We start from the raw sequence: 22,440 nt of genomic DNA, 5'->3' as shown, positions 1-22,440 counted from the left end.
TGAAGCAACGGTCTCAGTGCGCCCCCGATCGTGCCGGCCAGCCGCTGGCCGACACGTGTTCCTCGGAATCAGCCGGTTTCGGCGACCCGCTGTTCCACCGCACGCAGGGCGGAGTCCACCGCCGTCGGGTCGGTGCCTCCCCCCTGGGCGACGTCGGGCTTACCGCCCCCTCCGCCCCCTAGAACACGGGCAGCGACCCCGACCAGTTCACCGGCTTTGAGTCCCTGTTCCTGCCCGGCCTTGTTCACCGCTGTCACCACGACCGGCCGGTCCTTGGGGACGGCGGCCACCGCGACGACGACGGGCCGCTCCTCCCCAAGGCGGCCGCGCACGTCGAGCGCCAGCCTGCGCAGATCGTCACCGGTCGTTCCCTCAGGCGCCTGGTGGGTGACCAGCAGCGCCTTTCCGTGCTCGCGCGCGCCGCCGGCCAGCTCCCCCGCGGCCTGCAGCACCTGGGCGGCACGCAGCTTTTCGATCTCCTTCTCCGCGTTGCGCAGCCTTGAGACGATCGCCTCGACGCGCTGCGGCAGCTCTTCCCTCGGCGCCTTCAACTGCTCGGAGAGCTGGCTGACCAGCATTGACTCTGTGGAGAGCCGGCGGAAGGCGTCGAGACCGACGGCCGCCTCGACCCGGCGTACGCCGGATCCGATGGAGGACTCCCCTAGCAGCTTGACGACACCGAGCTGCCCGGTGGCCCCCACATGGGTTCCCCCGCACAGCTCGCGCGAGTAGTCGCTCATCTCCACCACACGGACCCGGTCGCTGTACTTCTCGCCGAACATGGCGAGCGCTCCCATCGACAGCGCCTCATCCAGTGAGGTCACGAAGTCGTGCACCTGGATGTCCCCTGCAAGGACGGTGTTGACCTCCTCCTCGACCTCGGCGATACGGGAGGTGCCGAGCGCCTCGTTCGCGGTGAAGTCGAACCGGAGCCGCCCGGGCTGGTTCTCCGAACCGGCCTGGCCGGCGGACGGGCCGAGCGCGTTCCGCAACGCGGAGTGGATCAGGTGGGTGGCCGAATGCGACCGCGACACCGAAGCGCGGCGCTCCGAGTCGATCCCGGCGTGCACCTGGTCGTCCAGCACGATCTCGCCCGAACGGACCGTGCCCCGGTGCACGAACAGGCCGGGGATCGGCTTCTGCACGTCCTCGACGTCGACGACTCCGCGGCCGTCAGCGGCAACGGTGCCCTTGTCCGCGAGCTGGCCGCCGCTCTCGGCGTAGAACGGGGTACGGTCGAGCACCAGTTCCACCTTGTCGCCGGCGCGCGCGGCGGCGACCGGCTCGCCGTCGACGATCAGGCCGAGGACGCGGGCCTCGCTCTCATGGTCGGTGTAGCCGAGGAACTCGGTGGCGCCGGATCCTTCGAGGAGCCGGCTGTATATGCCGATGTCGGCCTGGCCGAGCTTCTTGGCCTTGGCGTCGCGCTTCGCGGCTTCTTTCTGCTCCCGCATCAGGGAGTGGAAACTCTCCTCGTCAACGGTCAGCCCCTGCTCGTTCGCCATCTCCAGGGTCAGGTCGATGGGGAAGCCGAAGGTGTCGTGGAGCTGGAAGGCGTCGGCCCCGGAGAAGACGGTGCCGCCCGCCGCCGCGGCTTTCTCGGCCGCCCGGTTGAACAGCGTCGTGCCGGAACGCAGCGTATCGGCGAAGTTCTTCTCTTCGAGGTCGATCACGTTGTGGATCCGGTCGGCGCCGGTGCGCAGCTCCGGGTAGATGTCGCCGAGCGCGGCGATCGTTGTCGCGGTGAGATCGTGCAGGTAGTCGCGGTCATCTGCGCTCCCGGAGAGCAGCCGCAGGTTGCGGACGGAGCGCCGCAGGATCCGCCGCAGGACGTAGCCGCGCTTCTCGTTGCCGGGCTGGACACCATCGGCGACGAGCATCGTGGCGGTGCGCATGTGGTCGGCGACCACGCGCAGGCTGACGTCGGCGCGCTCGCTCTCGCCGTAGCGGGTCCCGGTCAGATCCGCGGCGCGGTGCAGCACGGCACCGAGGGTGTCGGTCTCGTAGATGTTGTCGACGCCCTGCAGGACCGAGGCGAGCCGCTCCAGGCCCATGCCGGTGTCGATGTTCTTCCTGGGCAGCTCCCCGAGGATCGGGAAATCGGTCTTGCCCTCTCCCGGCCCGCGCTCGTACTGCATGAAGACGAGGTTCCACAGCTCGATGTAGCGGTCCTCGTCGGCGGCGGGGCCGCCGTCCGCCCCGTGCTCGGGGCCGCGGTCCCAGAAGATCTCCGAGCAGGGGCCGCAGGGGCCGGGAACCCCCATGGACCAGTAGTTCTCCTCCATGCCGAACCGCTGGATCCGGTCGGCGGGGACCCCGACCTCGCGCCGCCAGATCTCCTCCGCCTCGTTGTCATCGAGGTAGACGGTGACCCAGAGCCGGTCAGCGGGCAGCCCGAACCCGCCGTCGGCCTGCGAGCGGGTCAGCAGGTTCCACGCGAACGGGATGGCGCCTTCCTTGAAGTAGTCGCCGAAGGAGAAGTTGCCCAGCATCTGGAAGAAGGAGGCGTGCCGCGACGTCTTGCCCACTTCGTCGATGTCGATGGTGCGGACGCACTTCTGGACACTGGTGGCGCGGGGGTAGGGGGCCGTCCGCTGCCCGGTGAAGTACGGCTTGAACGGCACCATGCCAGCGTTCACCAGCAACAGCGTGGGATCCTCAGCGATCAGACTCGCCGAAGGGACCACGGTGTGCCCGTTCTCCTCGAAGAAAGCGAGGAAGCGGCGAGCGATTTCTGCCGTCTCCATCAGCGGCCGTCCTTCAGGTCGTTGGCTTCGATTATGCCGCGGGCTTCGGTCACGTGGCCGGGCGGGCCTCCCCCGTGGCCGAGGGCATGCTGCTCTCCCGCCGGGTGGTGGCGCCGGAGCAGTTCGGTCTCACGGCGGTCCATGGCGTCCTGAACGTCCTCGTTGAACTCGCGGAGTGCCGCGCGATAGCCGGCGACGCGGCCCTCGACGCGGTCGGCGATACCGCCAGGGCTCCACGCACGTGCCGTGCGGTTGAGCTTGTGGACAACATACCCCCCGAGCGCCGCGCCTGCGACCAGATAAAACAACCGGCCGGTCACGGGCGTTCCCTCCGCCGACGGCTGCGCACCAGGGCGAGAGCCCGCCGCTGGCCGAGGACCCGGCCCACCCCGTAGGAGAAGGAGGCCATCTTCACCAGGGGGCCGGTCACCACCGAGCGGGTGAGCGCGGTCATGGTGGACACGTCCTCTGTGGTCGTGGCGACGTTGGCGGTGATCTCCTCGACGCGGTCGAGTGAGGCCCCGGTGCGCTCGACAGTGGAGGCGACGTCCTCCAGCAGCGGTCTGGTGCGCTCACCGAACTCCGACACGACTTTCGTGGTCTCCGACAACAGCCGCGTGAGCTTGACGAGCGTCACGCAGAGAAACGCGACCAGGACCGTCCAGACCACCGCGGCGATGAGGGCGGCTACCTCTCCTCCGGTCAGCATGCGGGCTCCGTAGACGATTGGCGTCGTTCGATCTTCGAACTGGGGGGTCGGGAGGGGCCGAGCGCCCCTGCCGGCGGCCTGGGGCCGCGCCGGAGGGGGTGGCCGGTCTCCCCTGGTGTCCCTCTGGCCGTCAGGCCGACGGGACCGGAAGATCCGAATAGGGTCGACCCTATCGCGTCCAGCGGTGTCGTTACCCCCGCACCCCGCAGCGCGTCCCGCGGATCCCCGCCCCGGCCGGCAGGACACGGGGGGAGCGGTAGGACGGGGATGCTCGATACCTTTTGATTACCCGATCCGGAGGTGCGCGAGCATCGACGAACATCGGCGGATGACCGAGAATCGGATCCGGGTAGCCACCTGAGCGAGCGCGCACGCGGCTGCGGTGCGTTTGGCCAACGAGCACGACGCGAAGACAGGACCCCAATGAGCCGACGTTCCCAGAAGGAAATCTCCGTTCTGGTACCGCCGAACCTCGTCCCGCTCACCTCCGAGGATCCCCGGCGAATAGGCACTTACCTCGTCATCGGACGCATCGGCTCGGGACGCACCGGAACCGTCTACGCCGCGGTCGCGCCTTCGGTCGACACCGACCCGCTCATCGCGGTGAAGACCCTGCACCCCGAGCAGGTCACCGACGACCGCACCCGGACCGCACTGGACCGGCGGCTGCGCGCCCTTTCGGCGGTGGACGGCCGCTGCTACATCCCGCCGATCGCCTTCGATGCCTCCGCGACGCCCCCGTGGCTGGCCATGAGATACGTCTCAGGCATTCCCCTGGCCCAGTACGCGCGGCGGCGCGGCGCCTTGGGGCAGGGGCGGCTCATCGCACTCGCGGCCGGATTGGCCGAGGGGCTGTCCGCGCTGCACACCAGGAACGTCGCGCACGGCGATCTGAAACCGAGCAACATCCTGCTCAACAGCTCCGGCCCGCGCATCCTCGACTGCGCTCTGCCCGGGGACGAGTCCGTCCTGCGGCACTCCGCCGCGTGGATGAGCCCCGAGCGGCATCGGGGCGACCCGCCGACACCGGCGGCCGACGTCTTCGCCTGGGGCGCGGTCGTGGCCTTCGCCGCGACCGGACGGCTGCCTTTCGGGCTGGGCGAGCCCGATGTGGTCGCGGCGCGCGTGTGCGAGGAGGAGCCCGCTCTCGACGGTGTGCCCGGCGTGCTGCTCCCCCTGGTGGAGCGCGCGCTGCAGAAGGACCCCGTCGACCGGCCCACGGTGCGGGAGCTGCTCGGTTCCACCATCGCGATCTGGGAGACCACCAGCGAGGGCGGCGACAGCGGTCCGCAGGGCACGGCCGTGACGCGGGTGCTGGCGCGGGAGTGGCAGGGCATCGTGGAACCGGCGCGGCTGCCCCGGTTGGTCCGGCTCGACGCTCCCGATCCCGGACGCTTCAGCCGCGCCCCCCTTGTCGTGGGCGGCGCCCTGCTCGCACTCGCTCTGGTCAGCGGCGGGGTGTGGACGGCGGTCACCGCGACGCTGCCCGGCGGCAGCGATGCCGGGCAGCAGGCCGCGGCGTCGCCGTCGCCCGAGGTCAGGCCGGAGGAAGACCCCACCCCGACGGTGCGCTTCGACCCGACACAGCAGGAGAACCCGGAGGACGGCCCGTGGGTCTATACGCGGGTCGAACCGGTCGACGAGGGGCTCGATCCGGAACACGCCGCTTTCCTCACTCCCCGCGACTGGAGCGCGCAGTGGGTGGAGGCTGACGACGGAGAGAGCGAGGAGGCGGTCATCGCCGAGGACGCCGAGGTGTTCTGCGCCAACTTCTGTACGCCCGGGCCGGGGCACATCGACGACAACGACCGTGGCACGTTCGAGATGACCGGCCAGGAGTTCATCGACTACCTGGCCTGGGGTGACGTGGTGATCGCCGAGGTGGAGTTCGCCGAGGACGCCGGCGGCGACGAACCGCGGGAGATCGTCAGGGTCACCGAGGTCTTCCCGGCACCGCCCGATGGGTGACCGTGCGCCCGCGGAACGGGCGGATCAGTCGCCGCGCAGGACGCCCTTGATGCGGTCCAGGATCTCGCTGTAGCGCCGCTCCGCGCCGTGTGTGGTGGGACGGTAGTACTCGCGTCCGGCGATCTGGTCCGGGGCGTGCCGCTGGGGCGCGACGCCGCCCGGATAGTCGTGTGCGTACTTGTAGCCCTCGCCGTGCCCGAGTTCCGCGGCCCCCTTGTAGTGGCCATCGCGCAGGTGCGGGGGGACCGGGCCCGCCCTGCCCGCGCGGACATCGCCCGCGGCCTCGTCGATGGCACTGATGACCGCGTTGGACTTGGGGGCGAGTGCGATGTGGATGACCGCCTGGGCCAGGTTGATGCGCGCTTCGGGCAGTCCGATCAGCTCGACGGCCTGGGCCGCGGCCACCGCCACCTGCAGGGCGCTGGGATCGGCCATGCCGACGTCCTCGCTGGCGTGCACGACGATCCGCCGGGCGATGAACCGGGGGTCCTCCCCTGCCTCGATCATCCGCGCCAGGTAGTGCAGGGCGGCGTCGGGGTCGCTTCCGCGCATGCTCTTGATGAACGCGCTGATGACATCGTAGTGCTGGTCGCCGGAGCGATCGTAGCGCACCGCGTGCCGGTCGACCGCCCGCTCGACGTCGGCGACGGTGATCTCCTCGCGGCCCCCTGCCACCAGGGCTGCCGCTTCGAGGTAGGTCAGGACGCGCCGCGCGTCGCCGCCGGCGAGCCGCACGAGGTGCTCCTCCGCCTCGCCGCTGAGGGTGTGACGGCCGTTCAGGCCGCGCTCGTCGGTGAGGGCCTCTGCGAGTACGGCGCGGACGTCGTCGTCGGTGAGCGACTCCAGGGTGAGCAGCAGGGAGCGCGACAGCAGCGGGCTCACCACGGAGAAGAACGGATTCTCGGTGGTGGCGCCGATGAAGCTGACCCAGCGGTTCTCCACGGCCGGGAGCAGCGCGTCCTGCTGGGTCTTGTTGAAGCGGTGCACCTCGTCGACGAACAGCAGGGTCCGGGTGCCGCGCATGCCCATCAGCCGGCGGGCGTCCTCGATGACGGCGCGCACCTCCTTCACTCCCGCGCTGACGGCGGACAGCTCCACGAACTTCCGGTTGGTGACCCGGCTCACGACGGTGGCCAGTGTGGTCTTGCCCGTCCCCGGAGGTCCCCACAGGAAGAGCGACATCGGGGCGTCGTCCTCGACGAGGCGCCGCAACGGGCTCCCCTCGCCGAGGAGGTGACGCTGCCCGGCGACCTCGTCGAGCGTCCGCGGACGCATACGCACCGCCAGCGGCTCCTGAGCACGCTGGGCTTCGGCCCCGGCGTCGTCGAACAGTGTTTCGGACACGCCTTCCAGCCTAGACGCCCCGGGGGGCGGGCCACTGCACCGCGACGCGGCCCGGGCGACGCGATGCGGCTCAGACCATGCGGGCGATGAGGAAGGCGATGTCGTCACCGCGGCCGGCCGGGGTCAGGGAGGCCAGCGAGGTGGCGGCGGCGTTGACGTTGGTGGCCATCGCGCGCAGCGCCTGGCCCACCCGCTGCAGGCCGTCGTCCATGTAGACCCGGGAACTCTCGACCAGACCATCGGAGCACATGAGCAGGGTCTCGTCGGCGACCAGGCGGCGCGTGGTGACCGGGTACTTGCTGTCGGAGTCGACGCCCACCGGCGGCCCGGTCTCGGGCTGCCAGATGTCGAACGCCTCGCTCGTAGCGATGAGCGCCGGCGGCTGCCCTGCCCACGCGGCCTGCATCTCACCGCTGTCGAGGTCGAGCACGAGGTAGCCGCATGTGGCGAAGACGATCTCGCCGGTCTCGGTGAGCAGCCGGTTGGTCTCCGCCAGGACGACACCAGGGTCGACCTGGTTCGTCGCGTAGGCCCGGAAGGCGACACGGATCTGCCCCATGGCGGCGGCGGCCTCGACACCGTGCCCCTGCACGTCACCTACCAGCAGGCCGACCCGCCGGTCGGGCAGCCGGATAACGTCGTAGAAATCGCCGCACACCCGCCAGCCGGCCCGGGCCGGCAGGTAACGGGCGGCGACGTTGATGTCGTCGAAATCCGGCAGCTGCGGGGGGAGCATGCGGCGCTGCATGGCATCGGCGAGCTCCAGTTCGGCCTGCTGGCGGCTGACGCGCTGCAGTGCCTGCCCGGCCAGCCCGGCCAGCGTGAGCATGAGGGCGCGCTCGTCGGGGGTGGCGTGGTGCGACTGGTCCCAGGCGACCTGCCAGACCCCCAGTGCGACCCGGCGGTCGCCGAAGATCGGGACGGTCGCCCATGACTGGGCGGTGGTACGGCGCAGCAGGTCGTGTACCGCGGGAAAGCGCTCCAGTACCTCCGCGCGGCTCTCGAAGAACCGGGGCTGGCGGTCCTGGGCGACCGCTCCCATGGGGAAGCTGACATCGGTGGCGTCGCGGCCGTCGATCATCGCCGTGGTGCCGGTGCGTTCCACCGTGGAGGGCGCCGCCCGCAGCACCCCGTCCTCGACCAGCATCACGATGGCGCTGGTCCCGCCGAAGATCGGGACGAAGTCCTCGGCGAGCAGCCCGGTGACCTCGTCGATGGTCGTGGCCGAGACGAGCTTCGCGGCGAGTTCGGTGACCTGCCGGCCCTGCGCGGCCTCGATCCTGCGCCGGTCGGCCAGGCGGCGGACGAGCTGGACGCGGTCGGTCACGTCGTCGATGAACCCGACGAGGCGGGGCTTCTCCCCTCCGAGGTAGCGGGCACGGGCGCGCAACCAGCGTTCGTCGCCCACCTGGTCGAACATCCGGAACTGCTGTTCGTAGTCGCGCCCCTGGGAGGAGGTCTCCATGGCGTCGCGCAGCCGCGCGATGTCGTCGCGGTGCACCCGCGACAGGCACTCCTCCAGGGTTCCGGCCTCCCCGGCGAGCAGCCGCCCCAATGGAGAGGGGCCGAACAGCTCACTCAGCCGCCCGGTACGCAGGTCGAGGGTCCACAGGGCGGTGTCGGCGTTCTCGGTGCGTAGCTCGGTGATGGCCCGCAGGGTCTCTTCGTCGCGCAGGGGCGCGCGCAGCAGCACCACGACGCCCGCGGCCTCCCCATCGGTGCCGCCGGGGAGCGCGCGTGGCTCGACCACCACGCGGCGGACCCCGGCCTCCGGAACACGCAGGTTCAGGCTGCGCTCACTGACCCATCCGCCCATGAGCGTGCCCCGGTGCAGATCCCAACCGTGCTCGACATCGCCCTCGGCCAGCAGTTCCGGCCAGGGGCGTCCGATCACTTCGGTCTGCGTTCGTCCGGCGAACTCGCTGAAGGCGTGGTTGACCACGAGGATGCCGCCGGTGCGGTCGGCGGCGAGCATCGCGGTCGGCGCATGACGAAACGCTTCGCCGTCGCGATCCCCCATATCGCTCCGGGCGACGTCGGGCGTTGCCGCGGAACCGGCGAAGCCGTCAGTTGGGCCGGTAGAGCCGTTCACGTATAGATCATCCCTGTGTCGTCCCGGATGTTCATTCCGCGTTCGCGGCTCTCCCCTGAACATCCGATTCGGCCTAGTTTAACGGCGGATCGCTTGTTCGAGCAGGTGGTGGCCAGATGTCCACACCTTCCCACTCCTCCCCGATGGACCGCTTCCCCTCTGACCGGACCGGGCTTTCGCCATCATCAATGCGAAAGGCGGCCAGGTTAAGGGCAATCAAAGCGAATCCTCGGCCCCTTCCGGATAGCATTCGCCGGAATCGTTACTCCGATGTGACGGCTTTCCCGTCCACCTCTCAGGGACCATCACCCACGATAGGGCACCCCGTAACGGCGAGAAGTGCGAAAAATCATCCTTTTGGCGGTGTTTGCCCAGCTTTGGAGTTGCATGGGGTTGCAAAAGCGCGCGTTCTTCGAACGCCCGCTCGGCACCGCCCCCATTGACCGACCCGCACCCGGGCAGGTGCCCGCAAAGGCCGTACGGGCGCCTTCGCGGGCCGTCATCACCACCGCGGCGCGGCGGCTCCGGAACAGCCGGACCTCACTGCCGTTTCTTCTCCTCAGGCGGGAGCGCAACACGGATGTGGACGTCGGAAAGCTGGTGGTTCGCAACGGGAGCAGGGGCTCCCATCATCAGGTCCTCTGCGTTCTGGTTCAGCGGGAAGGCGATGGTCTCCCGGATGTTGGGCTCGTCGGCGAGGAGCATGACGATCCGGTCGATCCCCGGAGCGATACCGCCGTGCGGCGGGGCCCCGTACTTCAATGCGCGCAGCATCCCGCCGAACTTCGCCTCCACCTCCGCTTTGCTGTACCCGGCGATGTCGAACGCCTTGTACATGATCTCCGGCGAGTGATTACGGATGGCGCCGGAGGAAAGTTCGACCCCGTTGCAGACAATGTCGTACTGCCAGGCGAGGATGTCGAGAGGGTCCTTGTTCTCCAGCGCTTTGAGCCCTCCCTGGGGCATGGAGAACGGGTTGTGGCTGAACTCGATCCCGCTTTCCTCGGTGAACTCGTACATGGGGAAGTCGACGATCCAGCAGAACCGGTAGGCCCTCTCCTCGAAAAGGTCGGCACGCTTACCGACCTCCACCCGCAACGGCGCCATGATCCGGTTGATCTCGGCCTCGTCCTCACTCGCGCAGAAGAACAGCCCGCTGCCGGCGTCGCCGCCCGTCTCGGCGAGCAGGTCCTCGGCGATGTCCCCGACGAACTTCGCGATCGGCCCGCTGAGCCGGCGGTCCTCGCCGACCTTCAGCCAGGCGAGCCCCTTCGCCCCGAGATCGACCGCGGCATCGCCGATACCGTCGAAGAACGACCGCGGCTTTTCCGCGATGCCCGGAACCGCGAGCGCCCGCACCCGCTTTCCGGCGAACGCCTTGAAGTCGGTCTTGCCGAAGAGTTCGGTGACGTCGACCATCCTCAGCGGCACACGCAGGTCCGGCTTGTCCGTGCCGTACCAGGTGAGTGCGTCCCGGTAGGCGATGCGCGGGTACGGCGACGTGACCTCGCGGTCCGGGGCGAACTCTGTGAAGACGTCCGTCATCAGCTTCTCAATGACCTCGAAGACCTCGTCCTGCTCGACGAAGCTCATCTCGACGTCGAGCTGGTAGAACTCGCCGGGTGACCGGTCCGCGCGGCTGTCCTCGTCCCGGAAGCACGGCGCGATCTGGAAGTAGCGGTCGAAACCGGCCACCATGAGCATCTGCTTGAACTGCTGGGGGGCCTGCGGCAGAGCGAAGAACTTGCCCGGGTGCAGCCGCGACGGGACGAGGAAGTCCCGAGCGCCCTCAGGACTGGAACTCGTCAGGATGGGGGTCTGGAACTCATTGAATCCGAGATCGGTCATCTTGCGCCGGATCGAGGCGATCACCTGGGAACGCAGCAGAACGTTGCGGTGCATGCGCTCGCGGCGCAGGTCGAGGAAACGGTAGGTCAGCCGCCGCTCCTCGGAGGTGGAGTCCTCCGGGAAGACCGGGAACGGCAGCTCCTCGCACGTTCCGAGGACCTCGACCTCGGCGGCCTCGACCTCGATCTCCCCTGTGGCCAGCTCCGGGTTGACGTTCTCCTCACTGCGCGCGACAACGGTGCCGTCGACGCTGATAACGGTCTCCTTGGGGATGCGCGCGAGCTGCTCGAACACCGGAGACTCGGGCCGGGCGAGCAGCTGGACGACCCCGTAGTGGTCCCGGAGGTCGACGAACAGCAGACCGCCGAGATTGCGACGGTTGTGCACCCACCCGGAGAGACGAACACGTGCCTCTACGTCGTCGCTCGTGAGCTGTCCGCAGGTATGAGTCCGATAACGATGCATGAGCTACCAAGTATCACTAACTACGCGGCTGACAGAAAAATCCAAGAACCAGAGGTTGACCTGGGGAGGGATGCCGCGGCCAAGCCCAACAGGCTAGTGAAATCCTACCGCCAATGCGGGTGGCCATCCGGCCCGCGCCCGCCACGGGGGATCGTGCGGGCCTCATCAGCGGCGATCCACCGCCTCCGCGCACTCACCGGGAGGGCGGCCGAACCGGCGGGCACCCGCGACCGCGGGGCCGCGCCCGGTGTTTCGACACCGGGTCCCGGTCAACGGTCCGGGGTCTCCCTCAGGAACGGGTTGTCGGCGCGCTCGCGGCCAATGGTGGTCTGCGGCCCATGGCCGGGAAGGACCGCGGTGTCGTCGGGGTGGTCGCGGCAGACCTGTTCCAGGCTGCGCAGGATGGCGGGGTGGTCGCCGCCGGGGAAGTCGGTGCGGCCGATCGATCCGGCGAACAGCAGATCGCCGGTGAACAGCACCTGGGGATGGTCCTCCCCCGCGGCCAGCGCGTAGGCGACCGAACCGGGCGTATGCCCCGGCACGTGCTCCACCGCGAACTCCAGCCCGGCGTAGGACAGCTTCTCCCCGCCGGCGAGCTCCTCCAGTCGGGGCGGTTCGACCATGTCGACCTCGCCCAGCAGCGCGGACAGTTGCCCGGCCAGACCGGGATCGAGCCCTTTGGCGGGGTCTGTGAGCAGCGCCCGATCCCCGGGATGGACGCACACGGGCACGCCGTAGGTCTCGGACAGCTCCGTGGCGGACCAGACGTGGTCGAAGTGGCCGTGCGTGAGCAGCACCGCCGAGAGCGTGAGATCGTGCTCCCCCAGCAGTTCCGCCACCCCCTGGGCGGCGTCCTGTCCGGGATCGACGACAACGCACTCCGCGCCCGCCTCCGGAGCGGCCACATAGCAGTTCGCGGCGAGCGGTCCGGCGGGAAAAGCGGCGATGAGCACGGTGCGAGCTGACCTCGATTCCGTATCGGGACGGGCGCGGGAAGGACCGCCATGACAGCAGGTCCCCGGAAGAGCCTACCGATGCCGGGAAGGGGCGTGCGACCGCACCGCGGCATCTCCCTTCGCCGCTGGTCGTCCGGCGGTCCGGGAGAACCGGTCGGCCGCCGCTCACCTCTTCGGCGCGGCCCTATCCCCTGGTGATCCGGTCATTTCATCACCATTCGATCACCGCGCCCCCCGCACGCCTTTGCCAAACGACCTGATAGTGCCATATTGGTCGTCATTGGTCGTCGTCAGGTCGGTTGCCCCGGTCGACGTCCCTGCATATCGGCTGTCCAAAACGGTTCCAGACAGCCGGTGCGGCGCTGCGGCCCATGCCCCGCCCATCGGGCATGACCGTCGGGTATACCCACTGAGGAGCGACAATGGACGGCATCAGGCACAATACATCGGTATCCGGCGCATGGTTACGGATATCGTGACTAGTTACGACAGTTCCCTCACCACGTGCACCGTGTGACCGGGATTCACTGTCGCGACAATCGGAACCTGGCAACCGGTGCCAGGCTCGTTACCGCAGGAGGACACGGTGACCACGGACCCCTGGGGCCGCGTAGACGACGACGGCACGGTCTACGTGCGCACGAGCGAGGGCGAGCGTGTCGTCGGCTCGTGGCAGGCCGGCGCGCCCGAGGAGGCCCTCGCGTTCTTCCGCCGCAAGTACGACGCCCTGGTGACCGAGGTCGAGCTGCTGGAGAAGCGGCTGACCAACACCGACCTTTCCGCCTCCCATGCGCTGGCCAGCATCGAGAAGCTGCGCACGGCCGTAGGGGAGGCCAACGTGGTGGGCGACCTCGAGGCGCTCTCCCGTCGGCTCAACACGCTCACCGAGCGGGCCGAGGAACGCAGGGCCGAGCAGAAGCAGGCACAGGAGCAGGCCCGCCACGAGGCCCGGGACATCAAGGAGCGGATCGCCGCCGAGGCCGAACGGGTCGCCGAGGAGACCACCCACTGGAAATCCGGCGGCGAGCGCATGCGCCAGCTCATCGACGAGTGGAAGGCCGCACCCCGCGCCGACCGCGCCACCGAGCAGGCGCTGTGGAAGCGCATGTCCGCTGCCCGCAACGCCTTCTCCAAGCGCCGCAAGGCCTACTTCGCGGGGCTGGACCAGCAGCGTGAGCAGATCCGCCAGGAGAAGGAGAAGATCGTCTCCGAGGCCGAGACCCTGGCCGACTCCACCGACTGGGGCCCCACGTCCGGCCGGTACCGCGATCTCATGCAGCAATGGAAGGCGGCCGGCCGCGCCGACCGCACGAGCGAGGACAGGCTGTGGGCCCGTTTCAAGGCCGCCCAGGACCAGTTCTTCCAGGCCCGCAACGCGGTGTTCGCCGAACGCGACGCCGAACTGCGCAGCAACGCCGAGGCCAAGGAGCAGATCCTGCAGGAGGCCCGCGACGAGCTCTCGGGAATCAAGGACCCCCGCGAGGCCCGCGCCCGGCTACGCCATTACCAGGAGGCATGGGAGGACGCCGGGCCGCTGCCGCGTGACTCCCGCGACCAGCTCGAAGGCGCGTTCCGCCGGCTTGAGGAGTCGGTGCGCAAGGCCGAGGAGCAGGAGTGGCAGCGCAGCAACCCCGAGGCGCGGGCCCGCGCCTCGGACACCGTGGCCCGGCTGCGCGACTCCATCGGTCAACTGGAGGACAAGCTGGAGAAGGCGCGTTCCGCCGGCAACGACCGGAAGGTCCACGAGTTCGAGGAGGCGATCAGCGCGCGCCGCGCCTGGCTCGACGAGGCCGAGAAGGCGCTGAACGAGATGAGCTGAGCGGGCGCCGCCAAGAGGGGGTCCTCCGGCCGCCGCGGTGCGGGCGGGCCTTCAGGCCTCGCCCCGCCCGGCCCCCGGTCCCGGCATCACGACGTTGAGGAGCACGGCCGCGTCCTCCACCGCCTCAAGGCTGTGGTCCTCTTGGGGGAGGATCAGCATGTCCCCGGAGCGCGCCTCCCACTCATCCTCTCCGGCGACCAGCCGCACCCGGCCGCGCACGACGATGAGGGTGGCCTCGCCGGGGTTGGGGTGTGGGGACAGCGAGTTGCCGCGGGTCAGCGCGATCAGCGTCTGCCGGAGGATGTGCTCGTGCCCGCCGAAGACCGTCGATGAGCTGCGGCCGGAGGATGCCTTCGACGCCTGCTCCAGGTGGTTGCGCGCCAGCGCGTCCAGCGAGAACTTCCTCATAGCACTCAGTCTCGGTGTTGTGGCACCGCCGGCATAACCCGAAACGCCTCAGTTCTTCATCCGGTAGACGTCATAGACCCCGTCGACACCGCGGACGGCCTTCAGCACGTGGCCCAGATGCGTGGGGTCGGCCATCTCGAAGGTGAACCGGCTCAACGCGACCCGGTCCCGGCTGGTCTGCACGGTCGCCGAGAGGATGTTGACGTGCTGGTCGGACAACACCCGGGTGATGTCGGACAGCAGCCGTGAGCGGTCGAGGGCCTCGACCTGCAGGGCGACCAGGAACATGGAGTCCTCGGTGGGCTGCCATTCCACGTGGACCATGCGCTCGGAATCCAGGGAGCGGGTGTTCACACAGTCACTGCGGTGCACCGAGACACCGTTTCCCCGGGTGACGAAGCCGACGATGGAGTCACCGGGCACCGGCGTGCAGCACTTCGACAGCCGCACCCAGACGTCGGCCTCTCCCTCGACGACGACGCCGGGGTTGCCCGCCGGGCGCTGCCGCGGCGCCCGGCGCGTGGGCAGGGACGACTCGGCGATGTCCTCTTCGGCGCTCTCGATGCCCCCGAGCGAACCGACCAGCTTCTGCACGATGTTCTGCGCGCCGATGTGCCCCTCGCCAACGGCCGCGTACAGCGAGTCGACGTCGTTGTAGCGGAGGTCGCGCGCGAGGGCGATCAGCGCTTCGCCGCTGAAGAGGCGTTTGATGGGGAGCTCCTGCTTGCGCATGACGCGGGCGATGGCGTCCTTGCCCCGCTCGATCGCCGCCTCGCGGCGCTCCTTGGTGAACCACTGCCGGATCTTGTTGCGCGCCCGCGCGCTCTTGACGAAGTTGAGCCAGTCGTGGCTGGGCCCGGCGTCGGAGGTCTTCGCCGTGAGGATCTCGACCGTCTCGCCGTTGTGCAGCTCGCTCTCCAGCGGCACCAGGCGCCCGTTGACGCGCGCGCCCACCGTTCGGTGTCCGACCTCGGTGTGCACCGCGTAGGCGAAGTCCACCGTTGTGGCGCCCTGCGGCAGCGAGATGACGTCGCCCTGCGGGGTGAAGACGAAGACCTCCTGCACCGACAGGTCGAAGCGGAGCGACTCCAGGAACTCCCCCGGGTCCTTGGTCTCCTGCTGCCAGTCGATGAGCTGGCGCAGCCAGGCCATGTCGCCGGCGCCGTTCTTGGACTTTCCGCCGCTCTCCTTGCCCCCGTTGCCGCGGTCCTCTTTGTACTTCCAGTGGGCCGCGATGCCGTACTCGGCGCGGCGGTGCATCGCCCGGGTGCGGATCTGCAGCTCGACCGGGTTCCCCGAAGGTCCGATGACCGTCGTGTGCAGCGACTGGTACATGTTGAACTTCGGCATCGCGATGTAGTCCTTGAACCGGCCCGGCACCGGATTCCACCGCGCGTGGATGGTGCCCAGCGCCGCATAGCAGTCGCGGACGCTGTCGACCAGGACCCGGACGGCGACGAGGTCGTAGATCTCGTCGAAGCCGCAGTTGCGGGCGATCATCTTCTGGTAGATCGAGTAGTAGTGCTTGGGTCGGCCGCGCACCGTCGCCTTGATCTTGGCTTCGCGCAGGTCGGCGGAGACGGCCTCGAGCACGTCCTGCAGGTAGACGTCGCGGCGCGGAGCCCGTTCGGAGACCAGCCGGGCGATCTCGTCGAACCGCTTCGGGTAGAGCGTGGCGAACGCGAGGTCCTCCAGCTCCCACTTGATGGTGTTCATGCCCAGGCGGTGGGCCAGGGGGGCGAAGATCTCCAGCGTCTCGCGCGCCTTCTTCTCCCGTTTGGCCTGCGGGAGGTAGCGCAGCGTACGCATGTTGTGCAGTCGGTCGCACAGCTTGATGACCAGCACCTTGATGTCGCGCGACATCGCCACGACCATCTTGCGCACGGTCTCGGCCTGGGTCGCCTCGCCGTACTTGACCTTGTCCAGTTTGGTGACGCCGTCGACGAGCTCGGCGATCTCGTCCCCGAAGTCGGTGCGCAGCTGGTCCAGTTTGTAGCTGGTGTCCTCGACCGTGTCGTGCAGCAGCGCGGCGGCCAGCGTGGGCTCCTGCATCCCCAGCTCGGCGAGGATCGTCGCCACCGCGAGAGGGTGCGTGATGTAGGGGTCGCCGCTCTTGCGCTTCTGGTCGCGGTGGTGGTGGGCGGCGACCTCGTAGGCGCGTTCGATGAGGCGGACGTCGGCTTTGGGGTGCGTCGCCCTGACGGTCTTGATCAGTGGTTCGAGAACCGGGTTCATGGTCACCCCCCGCTGGGCGCCGAGTCGCGCGAGGCGGCGGCGTACTCGCACGGTAGATGACGGGCCGGGCGGCGGCTCGGCACGTGTCTCGTCCGCGGGTTCCGGGCCAGAGGGCGCCGCGGACTCCGGTCGCCCCTGGACCGCCTGTCCGGGGCGCACCGCCTCATCCGCTTTCTCCCCTCGTGCTTCCCCTTGAGAGCCTGGTCTTCGCTGCTGGTCTTCCTGGCCGTGTTCTTCCCACCCGCGCCCGGCGTGACCGTGATCGGGCCGGTCCGCCTCAGCGCCGGGATGCTCGGGTACGGGGGCCGGCGGCTCGGGACGCTCGGGTACCGCACCGGTCGAAACCGCTTCACGTGGCATGCCCATTCCTCCCCCGCGACTCGCCCCGGCGGGGTGTGCCGGGGACGTCGTCGCCACCCGGCCCGCCGGTGGACGTCTGCAGTCGTGAGCGATCAGCTCACTTATTCCAACGCATCGTTACAGTATCGTTATGCCCGCGCGGCCGGATACCTTCGGATGCGCGTACCTCCGGTGGACGGAGCCTCCGCAGGAGCAGGGCGGAGCAACGGTTCGTCCGCGGATACAGGTGGGCCCGGGCCAGGGCTCAGACCGCGGAAAGGGCGTGCAACTCCACATCGGACAGCTTCTGGCGGCCCTGGAGGAACACGAGTTCCATCAGAACCGAGAGTCCAACGACGGTACCACCCGCCCTGCGGACCAACTCCATCGCGGCCCGCGCGGTGCCGCCGGTGGCGAGCACGTCGTCGACGACGAGCACGCGGTCACCCGCGGTGATCGCGTCGGCGTGCACCTCGACCGTCGCTGTGCCGTACTCCAGATCATAGGACTCGCTCAGCGTTTTCGCGGGCAGTTTCCCTTCTTTGCGCACCGGAACCATCCCCGCGCCGAGACGCAGGGCGACGGGGGCGGCCAGCAGGAAGCCGCGCGCCTCCAGGCCGACGACGCGGTCGACGCCGCTGTGTTCGTGGTGCGCCGCTATGGCGTCCACCACGGCCTGGAACGCCTCGGGGGCGTCCAGGAGCGGGGTGATGTCCTTGAAGAGCACACCGGGGCGGGGGAAGTCGGGGATGTCGCGGACGTGCCGTCCGATCAGTTCGGTCAGATCAGCGGACATGGCCTCTTCGTTCTTCTCGGCTGGGCCGCACGCGGGGACGGCGGCTCGAAGACTCGGACGAGACGACGGTACCGGCCCCGCCGCAGGCGGGGCCGGTACCGGGTGCGGGGGTGAGCCGGGACGGTTCTGCGCCTACCCGGGAAGCCCCTCCCCGGCACGGGCCTCGGCCGCTGCGGTGCGCGCCCGGGTGAGGGCGGAGATGATCGGGGCGAGCATCTCGTAGCTGATGTCCAGGATGGCGCTGCTATCGGCGCCGAAGGACAGTTCCACCTCCTCCCCGCACTGGCCGACCAGCCACCTGACACTGGTCTCGTGCGGGATGGCGATCATGGCGCAGGTCCGCAACCGGTGGTCGTACATGGGGCACCTCGCTTACAGCGATAGGGTCGGCGCGACAACAGACACCGACTCAAGGGGCATATGCTTACTTCTTAAGAGAGTAATGAGCATATGCTTTTTTGTCATCGATTCCTGTCAGTAACATGTCCTTGGACGTCCACCGGAGGCCGCACAGAATGAGCACCGGTAAGCCGACCGTGGCCCGCCGTCAGCTTGGCTTGATGCTCAAGCGGCTGCGGGAAGATGCGGGCAAGTCGCAGGCGGACGCCGCTCGGGCTGTCGGCAAGGACCAGACCCGGTTGAGCCGGGTCGAGGTCGGCGCGGGTTCGTTCAGCACGGACGAGTTGGCGGCGCTGCTCGACTTCCTCGAAGTCAACCAGCATGATCGCGAGGCCGTACTGGCACTCGGCACGGAAGCCCGTAGGCGCCGCCCCCGCCGCTCCTACACCGACAATCTTCCCGGCTCGTTCCAGCGCCTGGCGGACCTGGAGGCCGACGCGGTCGCGATCTGCTCCTACGAAAGCGGCATCATCCCCGGCCTCCTGCAATCACCCGACTACATGCGAGCGGTGATCCGCGCCTGTAACGGTGTGTGGTGGGAGGCATCGGAGCGGGAGGTAACAGCCCGGATCGAGTTCCGCCAGGAGCAGCAGCGCCGGGTGATGGAGACCGACACACCTAAGCGGCTCTCCTTCGTCTTCACCGAGGACGCGCTCCATCACGAGGTCGGCGGCCCTTCCGTGATGCGCGGGCAGATCCTGCACATGCTCCAACTGGTCGAGAGCAAACCGACCCTCACCCTCCAGGTGATGCCAGCGACTATTAGAGACAATCCCCTGCTGGGCGGCGGCATCCTCGTCCTGGAGTTCGAGAACGCCCCTCGGATCGGCTGCGCGTCAGTGGTTTTCGGCCCCTGTACTTACCATGACCGCGAGGCGGACACCGGGGCGCTGCTACAAGCATTTCGTCGATCGTCCGAGCTGGCACTGAGCGCGGAGGAATCCCGTGATCTGCTGGTCCGGCACCTGAAGGAGAACTGGGCATGAGACGTGCCACGAGCTGGTTCAAGAGCGGCTACAGCTCCGGAGCAAGCAACAACTGCGTAGAGACGCGGATAGCGCATAAGAACGTGGACGTCCGCGACTCCGCCCACCCCCAAGGAACTACCCTCACCTTCGACAGCACCGCATGGCGGGCCTTCCTCGGATCGGTACGGAACAACGAACTGTAAGGCAGGACCATCGGGAAAGGCCCTGGACCGTCGGCGCCGGTCGTTAAGCTCGGTCGGGGGCGGGAACCTTTCGCCCCCGAGTCCGCAGCGGCACTCAGCAGATCGGAGCGCCATGTCTGAGTCGAATCCCGGTGGATCGGGCCACGAACCCGCTGAGAACCCCGCCCGCGAGGCGGGGATGCGGTGCGTGTCCACCCTGCTCACCAACCTGGAACAGCTCATCAGGACCGCCGACGAGGGAACCCGGGCGACCGCCGATGAGCCCGAGACCGAACAGCTGCACCAGGTGCTGGAGCACGCCGCGAGCGAGCTCCGCAAGACACGCGAGCACCTTTTCCAGGAAGGGCTCTTCGGCGAAAGCAAAGAACCCAAGCTGTTCTACTGACGGTCTCACTCCCCCACCCCCACCTCACGCCAGGAAGTGATCGCCCATGGCACCGGTCGGCAGTGTGCTCAGCGGCCCGGAGATCCAGTCGCGCCTCGCCAAGTTCGTCAAACGCTGGCAGGACTACTCCGGCAGCGAGCGCAGCGAGGCGCAGACGTTCCTCAACGAGCTGTTCGAGGCCTACGGCGGCGACCGCAAATCGGCCGGTGCGGTCTTCGAGGACAATAAGTCCTCGGAAGGGATCATGGACCTGCGCTGGCGCGACCTGCTCATCGTGGAGATGAAGGCGCCGGGCGAGACCGACCGCCTGGAGAGGCACCGGAAGCAGGCGCTGGCCTACTGGCGGGAGTCCTCCGACCCCGCCAGCGACAGCCCCGCCACCCGGTACGTAGTCCTCTGCTCGTTCCACCGGTTCGAGATCTGGGAACCGGGCCGGTTCCCCACCCGGCCGCGCGCCGATCTCACGCTGTCCGAACTTCCCGACCACTACGAGAAACTGCTGTTTCTCACCAACGCCGACGATGAGGCGCTGTTCCACATCGCCGGCCGCGAACTCACCCGAAACGCGGCCGAACTGATCGGGCGGGTGAACCACTCCCTGATGACGAGGGAGGCGGCGCGACCGGAAGTGGTGCAGGACTTCCTGCTGCAGATGGTGTGGCTGTTCTTCGCCGAGCGTTTCAACATGATCTCGGGGTACCCGAGCCTGCAGATCCTGCGGGAGGCCAAGCGGCGCAGGGCCTTCGCCCCAGCGCTCCTGGGCGGCCTGCTGTGGTCGCTGAACCAGGAGGATCCGCATCTGCGCCACGGTGTGCTGAAGGGCACGGCCTACGTTAACGGCGAGCTTTTCAGCAAGCCCGCTGTGATCGACCTTACCGAGGAGGAGATCGATCTTCTTCTGGAGGCCGGTGAGTACGAGTGGCACAAGGTCAATCCGACCATCTTCGGTTCGCTGGTGGAGAGCTTCCTCGGGGAGAAGCGCGGTGCACTGGGCGCGCACTACACTCACGAGGCCGACATCATGAAGATCGTCCGGCCCACGATCGTGCGGCCGTGGCGGGTGCGCATCGACGCCGCGACGACGTTCCGGGAATGCCACCTGCTGTTGCAGGAACTCTGCGATTTCCGCGTGCTCGATCCGGCGTGCGGCTCCGGCAACTTCCTCTACGTCGCCTACCGGGAGCTGCGCGGACTGGAGCACGCGCTCAAGGAGAAACTGTGCGCGCTGGCCAAGAAGGACGGCCACCCCATCCCCGGTGACGCGCTTCCGTTCTACCCGCTGGGCAACCTGTATGGCATCGACCTGCTGCGGACCGCCGTGCAGGTCGCCCAGCTCACCCTGTGGATGGGGCACCGCCAGGTCGCGGTCGAGTTCGAGCGCGCCGAATCGTTTCTTCCGCTGGTCAACCTCACGACGCTGCGCGACCGGGACGCGCTGAAGGCGGATTGGCCCGAGGTGGACTGCGTCATCGGCAACCCGCCGTTCCTCGGTTCCCAGAACCTGCGCCGCGAACTGAAAGACGAGTACCTGAAGTTCCTCAAGACGACGTTCGGGGTCGGGCTCAAGGACTTCTGCGTCTACTGGTTCCGCAAGAGCCACGACCACCTGAAGCCGGGGCAGCGCGCGGGGCTGATCGGAACGAACTCGATCCGGCAACCCTCGGCGCGGGAGGCGAGCCTCGGGTATGTGACGGAGAACGGCGGGGTGATCACCGACGCGGTCTCCAGCCAGGTGTGGCCGGGCGAGGCCAAGGTTCACGTGAGCATCGCCAACTGGATCAAGGAACCGGAGGAACCCCCCACGGAGTTCCTGCTGGACGGCGAGCCGGTCTCCGGAATCTCCTCACAGCTTCGGGCATGGGAGAGGTCCACCGACACGGCCCTGCCCCTCGCCGCCAACAGGAACCGGGCCTTCCAGGGACCGATTCCGGTGGGGGACGGCTTCATCCTGGAGCAGGAGGAAGCCGAACGTCTGCTCCAGCGTCCCGAAGCCCAGTACTCCGACGTCGTCCGCCCCTACCTCATCGGCGATGACATCACCGACGACCCCCGGCAGCACGCCCGCAGATGGATCATCGACTTCGGTCTGCGACCACTCGAAGAAGCCAGGAAATATCCCGCGGCGGAGAAGATCGTACGAGAACGCGTAAAACCGAAACGGGACACCAATCCTCGACGGGCACGCCGAGAAAATTGGTGGCTCTTCGGAGAAAAGGCCGTAGGTATGCGCAACGCTCTGAGCGGTCTAGAGCGCTATATCGCTACCGCGCGGATGGCGAAGCGCGCGGTTTTCTCTTGGCAAGACTCGTCTACCTGCCCTAGCGACCTAACGGTGGTATTCGCCCTCGACGACGACTACTCCATGGGGGTCCTGAGCTCGGCCGCTCATACGGCGTGGGCGTGGGCCACCTCTGGCACGCTCAAGGCCGACCTTCGCTATTCGCCGTCGAAAGCTTTCCTGACCTTCCCCTGGCCCGATCCGGTTTCGGACGAGCAGTACGAGCGCATCGCCGAGGCGAGCCGGGCGGTCATCGGCCGCCGCCAGGGGATCTGCCTGGCCGAGGGGATCGGGCTCACCGAGTTGTACAACCAGGTGGACGAGGGCGCCTATGCCGACCTGCGGAAACTCCATCTGGAGCTGGACCGGGCGGTTGCCGTGGCCTACGGCTGGCCGGTGTCGATCGCCCAGGACCATGCGGAACTCGCGGCCCGGCTGCTGCGGCTGAACGAGGAGATCGCCACCGGGAAACGCCCCTACG

17 protein-coding genes are annotated in these 22,440 nt (G+C 68.5%); 6 read left to right on the top strand and 11 right to left on the bottom strand.

Annotated elements, in window-relative coordinates:
• Nucleotides 1-68: 68 nt before the first annotated feature.
• The 3 genes from alaS to VS93_RS13130 are packed head-to-tail and all read right to left on the bottom strand — an operon-like array spanning nt 69 to nt 3,456.
• Nucleotides 69-2,747: an alanine--tRNA ligase gene (gene alaS / locus VS93_RS13140; RefSeq protein ID WP_046470234.1), complete on the bottom strand. Its 2,679-nt coding sequence runs from the start codon at nt 2,745-2,747 to the stop codon at nt 69-71.
• A complete protein-coding gene (locus VS93_RS13135; RefSeq protein WP_046470233.1) occupies nt 2,747-3,067 on the bottom strand; it encodes a hypothetical protein in 321 nt (106 codons plus the stop codon). The genes alaS and VS93_RS13135 overlap by 1 nt, the downstream gene beginning before the upstream one ends.
• Complete coding sequence (locus tag VS93_RS13130) at nt 3,064-3,456, bottom strand: DUF948 domain-containing protein (protein ID WP_046470232.1); 393 nt, start codon at nt 3,454-3,456, stop codon at nt 3,064-3,066. Before VS93_RS13130 ends, VS93_RS13135 begins: the two co-directional genes overlap by 4 nt.
• Nucleotides 3,457-3,879: 423 nt before the next feature.
• Here VS93_RS13130 and VS93_RS13125 point away from each other — a divergent pair, with 423 nt between their 5' ends.
• On the top strand, nt 3,880-5,424 hold the full coding sequence (locus tag VS93_RS13125) for a serine/threonine-protein kinase (protein WP_046470231.1): 1,545 nt from the start codon (nt 3,880-3,882) through the stop codon (nt 5,422-5,424).
• Nucleotides 5,425-5,448: 24 nt separating this feature from the next.
• On the opposite strand, the gene VS93_RS13120 is transcribed toward VS93_RS13125, so the two are convergent.
• From VS93_RS13120 to VS93_RS13105, 4 genes are all read right to left on the bottom strand, one after another.
• Nucleotides 5,449-6,768 carry a replication-associated recombination protein A gene (locus VS93_RS13120; protein WP_046470230.1) on the bottom strand — a complete coding sequence of 440 codons (1,320 nt, stop codon included), beginning with the start codon at nt 6,766-6,768 and terminating at the stop codon, nt 5,449-5,451.
• A 70-nt stretch (nt 6,769-6,838) separates the two neighbouring features.
• Complete coding sequence (locus VS93_RS13115) at nt 6,839-8,860, bottom strand: SpoIIE family protein phosphatase (RefSeq protein WP_394298818.1); 2,022 nt, start codon at nt 8,858-8,860, stop codon at nt 6,839-6,841.
• Between the two features lie 540 nt (nt 8,861-9,400).
• Nucleotides 9,401-11,173: an aspartate--tRNA ligase gene (gene aspS, locus VS93_RS13110; RefSeq protein WP_082126858.1), complete on the bottom strand. Its 1,773-nt coding sequence runs from the start codon at nt 11,171-11,173 to the stop codon at nt 9,401-9,403.
• A gap of 269 nt (nt 11,174-11,442) precedes the next feature.
• Nucleotides 11,443-12,126, bottom strand: a complete 684-nt coding sequence (locus VS93_RS13105; protein ID WP_046470227.1) for an MBL fold metallo-hydrolase — start codon at nt 12,124-12,126, stop codon at nt 11,443-11,445.
• A 589-nt stretch (nt 12,127-12,715) separates the two neighbouring features.
• Here VS93_RS13105 and VS93_RS13100 point away from each other — a divergent pair.
• The gene (locus tag VS93_RS13100) at nt 12,716-13,948 is read left to right on the top strand and encodes a DUF349 domain-containing protein (protein ID WP_046470226.1); all 1,233 of its coding nucleotides are present in this window, start codon (nt 12,716-12,718) and stop codon (nt 13,946-13,948) included.
• 51 nt (nt 13,949-13,999) lie between these two features.
• On the opposite strand, the gene VS93_RS13095 is transcribed toward VS93_RS13100, so the two are convergent.
• The 4 genes from VS93_RS13095 to VS93_RS13080 form a co-directional block, all read right to left on the bottom strand.
• Nucleotides 14,000-14,356, bottom strand: a complete 357-nt coding sequence (locus tag VS93_RS13095) for a cupin domain-containing protein (RefSeq protein WP_046470225.1) — start codon at nt 14,354-14,356, stop codon at nt 14,000-14,002.
• 48 nt (nt 14,357-14,404) lie between these two features.
• On the bottom strand, nt 14,405-16,591 hold the full coding sequence (locus VS93_RS13090) for a RelA/SpoT family protein (RefSeq protein ID WP_046470224.1): 2,187 nt from the start codon (nt 16,589-16,591) through the stop codon (nt 14,405-14,407).
• Between the two features lie 604 nt (nt 16,592-17,195).
• Nucleotides 17,196-17,726 carry an adenine phosphoribosyltransferase gene (locus tag VS93_RS13085; RefSeq protein ID WP_046470223.1) on the bottom strand — a complete coding sequence of 177 codons (531 nt, stop codon included), beginning with the start codon at nt 17,724-17,726 and terminating at the stop codon, nt 17,196-17,198.
• Between the two features lie 132 nt (nt 17,727-17,858).
• Nucleotides 17,859-18,086: a hypothetical protein gene (locus tag VS93_RS13080; RefSeq protein WP_046470222.1), complete on the bottom strand. Its 228-nt coding sequence runs from the start codon at nt 18,084-18,086 to the stop codon at nt 17,859-17,861.
• Nucleotides 18,087-18,241: 155 nt separating this feature from the next.
• Here VS93_RS13080 and VS93_RS13075 point away from each other — a divergent pair, with 155 nt between their 5' ends.
• From VS93_RS13075 to VS93_RS13060, 4 genes are all read left to right on the top strand, one after another.
• Nucleotides 18,242-19,111 (top strand): helix-turn-helix domain-containing protein, encoded by an 870-nt coding sequence (locus VS93_RS13075; protein ID WP_046470221.1) that lies wholly within the window; start codon nt 18,242-18,244, stop codon nt 19,109-19,111.
• Nucleotides 19,108-19,296 carry a DUF397 domain-containing protein gene (locus tag VS93_RS13070; RefSeq protein WP_046470220.1) on the top strand — a complete coding sequence of 63 codons (189 nt, stop codon included), beginning with the start codon at nt 19,108-19,110 and terminating at the stop codon, nt 19,294-19,296. Before VS93_RS13075 ends, VS93_RS13070 begins: the two co-directional genes overlap by 4 nt.
• 112 nt (nt 19,297-19,408) lie before the next feature.
• Nucleotides 19,409-19,681 carry a hypothetical protein gene (locus VS93_RS13065; protein WP_046470219.1) on the top strand — a complete coding sequence of 91 codons (273 nt, stop codon included), beginning with the start codon at nt 19,409-19,411 and terminating at the stop codon, nt 19,679-19,681.
• Nucleotides 19,682-19,727: 46 nt separating this feature from the next.
• Nucleotides 19,728-22,440, top strand: a 2,713-nt coding sequence (locus VS93_RS13060; RefSeq protein WP_046470218.1) for a DNA methyltransferase, incomplete at its 3' end; no start/stop codon positions are given.

Source organism: Allosalinactinospora lopnorensis, from assembly GCF_000981225.1.
Taxonomy (GTDB): domain Bacteria; phylum Actinomycetota; class Actinomycetes; order Streptosporangiales; family Streptosporangiaceae; genus Allosalinactinospora; species Allosalinactinospora lopnorensis.
This window is presented reverse-complemented; position numbering and strand designations above follow the sequence as displayed.

Coding starts and splice junctions, on each gene's coding strand:
- VS93_RS13065 (WP_046470219.1), top strand. CDS start 19,409: ATGTCTGAGTCGAATCCCGGTGGATCGGGCCACGAACCCGCTGAGAAC.
- VS93_RS13095 (WP_046470225.1), bottom strand. CDS start 14,356: ATGAGGAAGTTCTCGCTGGACGCGCTGGCGCGCAACCACCTGGAGCAG.
- VS93_RS13130 (WP_046470232.1), bottom strand. CDS start 3,456: ATGCTGACCGGAGGAGAGGTAGCCGCCCTCATCGCCGCGGTGGTCTGG.
- VS93_RS13080 (WP_046470222.1), bottom strand. CDS start 18,086: ATGTACGACCACCGGTTGCGGACCTGCGCCATGATCGCCATCCCGCAC.
- VS93_RS13085 (WP_046470223.1), bottom strand. CDS start 17,726: ATGTCCGCTGATCTGACCGAACTGATCGGACGGCACGTCCGCGACATC.
- aspS (WP_082126858.1), bottom strand. CDS start 11,173: ATGCATCGTTATCGGACTCATACCTGCGGACAGCTCACGAGCGACGAC.
- alaS (WP_046470234.1), bottom strand. CDS start 2,747: ATGGAGACGGCAGAAATCGCTCGCCGCTTCCTCGCTTTCTTCGAGGAG.
- VS93_RS13070 (WP_046470220.1), top strand. CDS start 19,108: ATGAGACGTGCCACGAGCTGGTTCAAGAGCGGCTACAGCTCCGGAGCA.
- VS93_RS13075 (WP_046470221.1), top strand. CDS start 18,242: ATGAGCACCGGTAAGCCGACCGTGGCCCGCCGTCAGCTTGGCTTGATG.
- VS93_RS13125 (WP_046470231.1), top strand. CDS start 3,880: ATGAGCCGACGTTCCCAGAAGGAAATCTCCGTTCTGGTACCGCCGAAC.
- VS93_RS13090 (WP_046470224.1), bottom strand. CDS start 16,591: ATGAACCCGGTTCTCGAACCACTGATCAAGACCGTCAGGGCGACGCAC.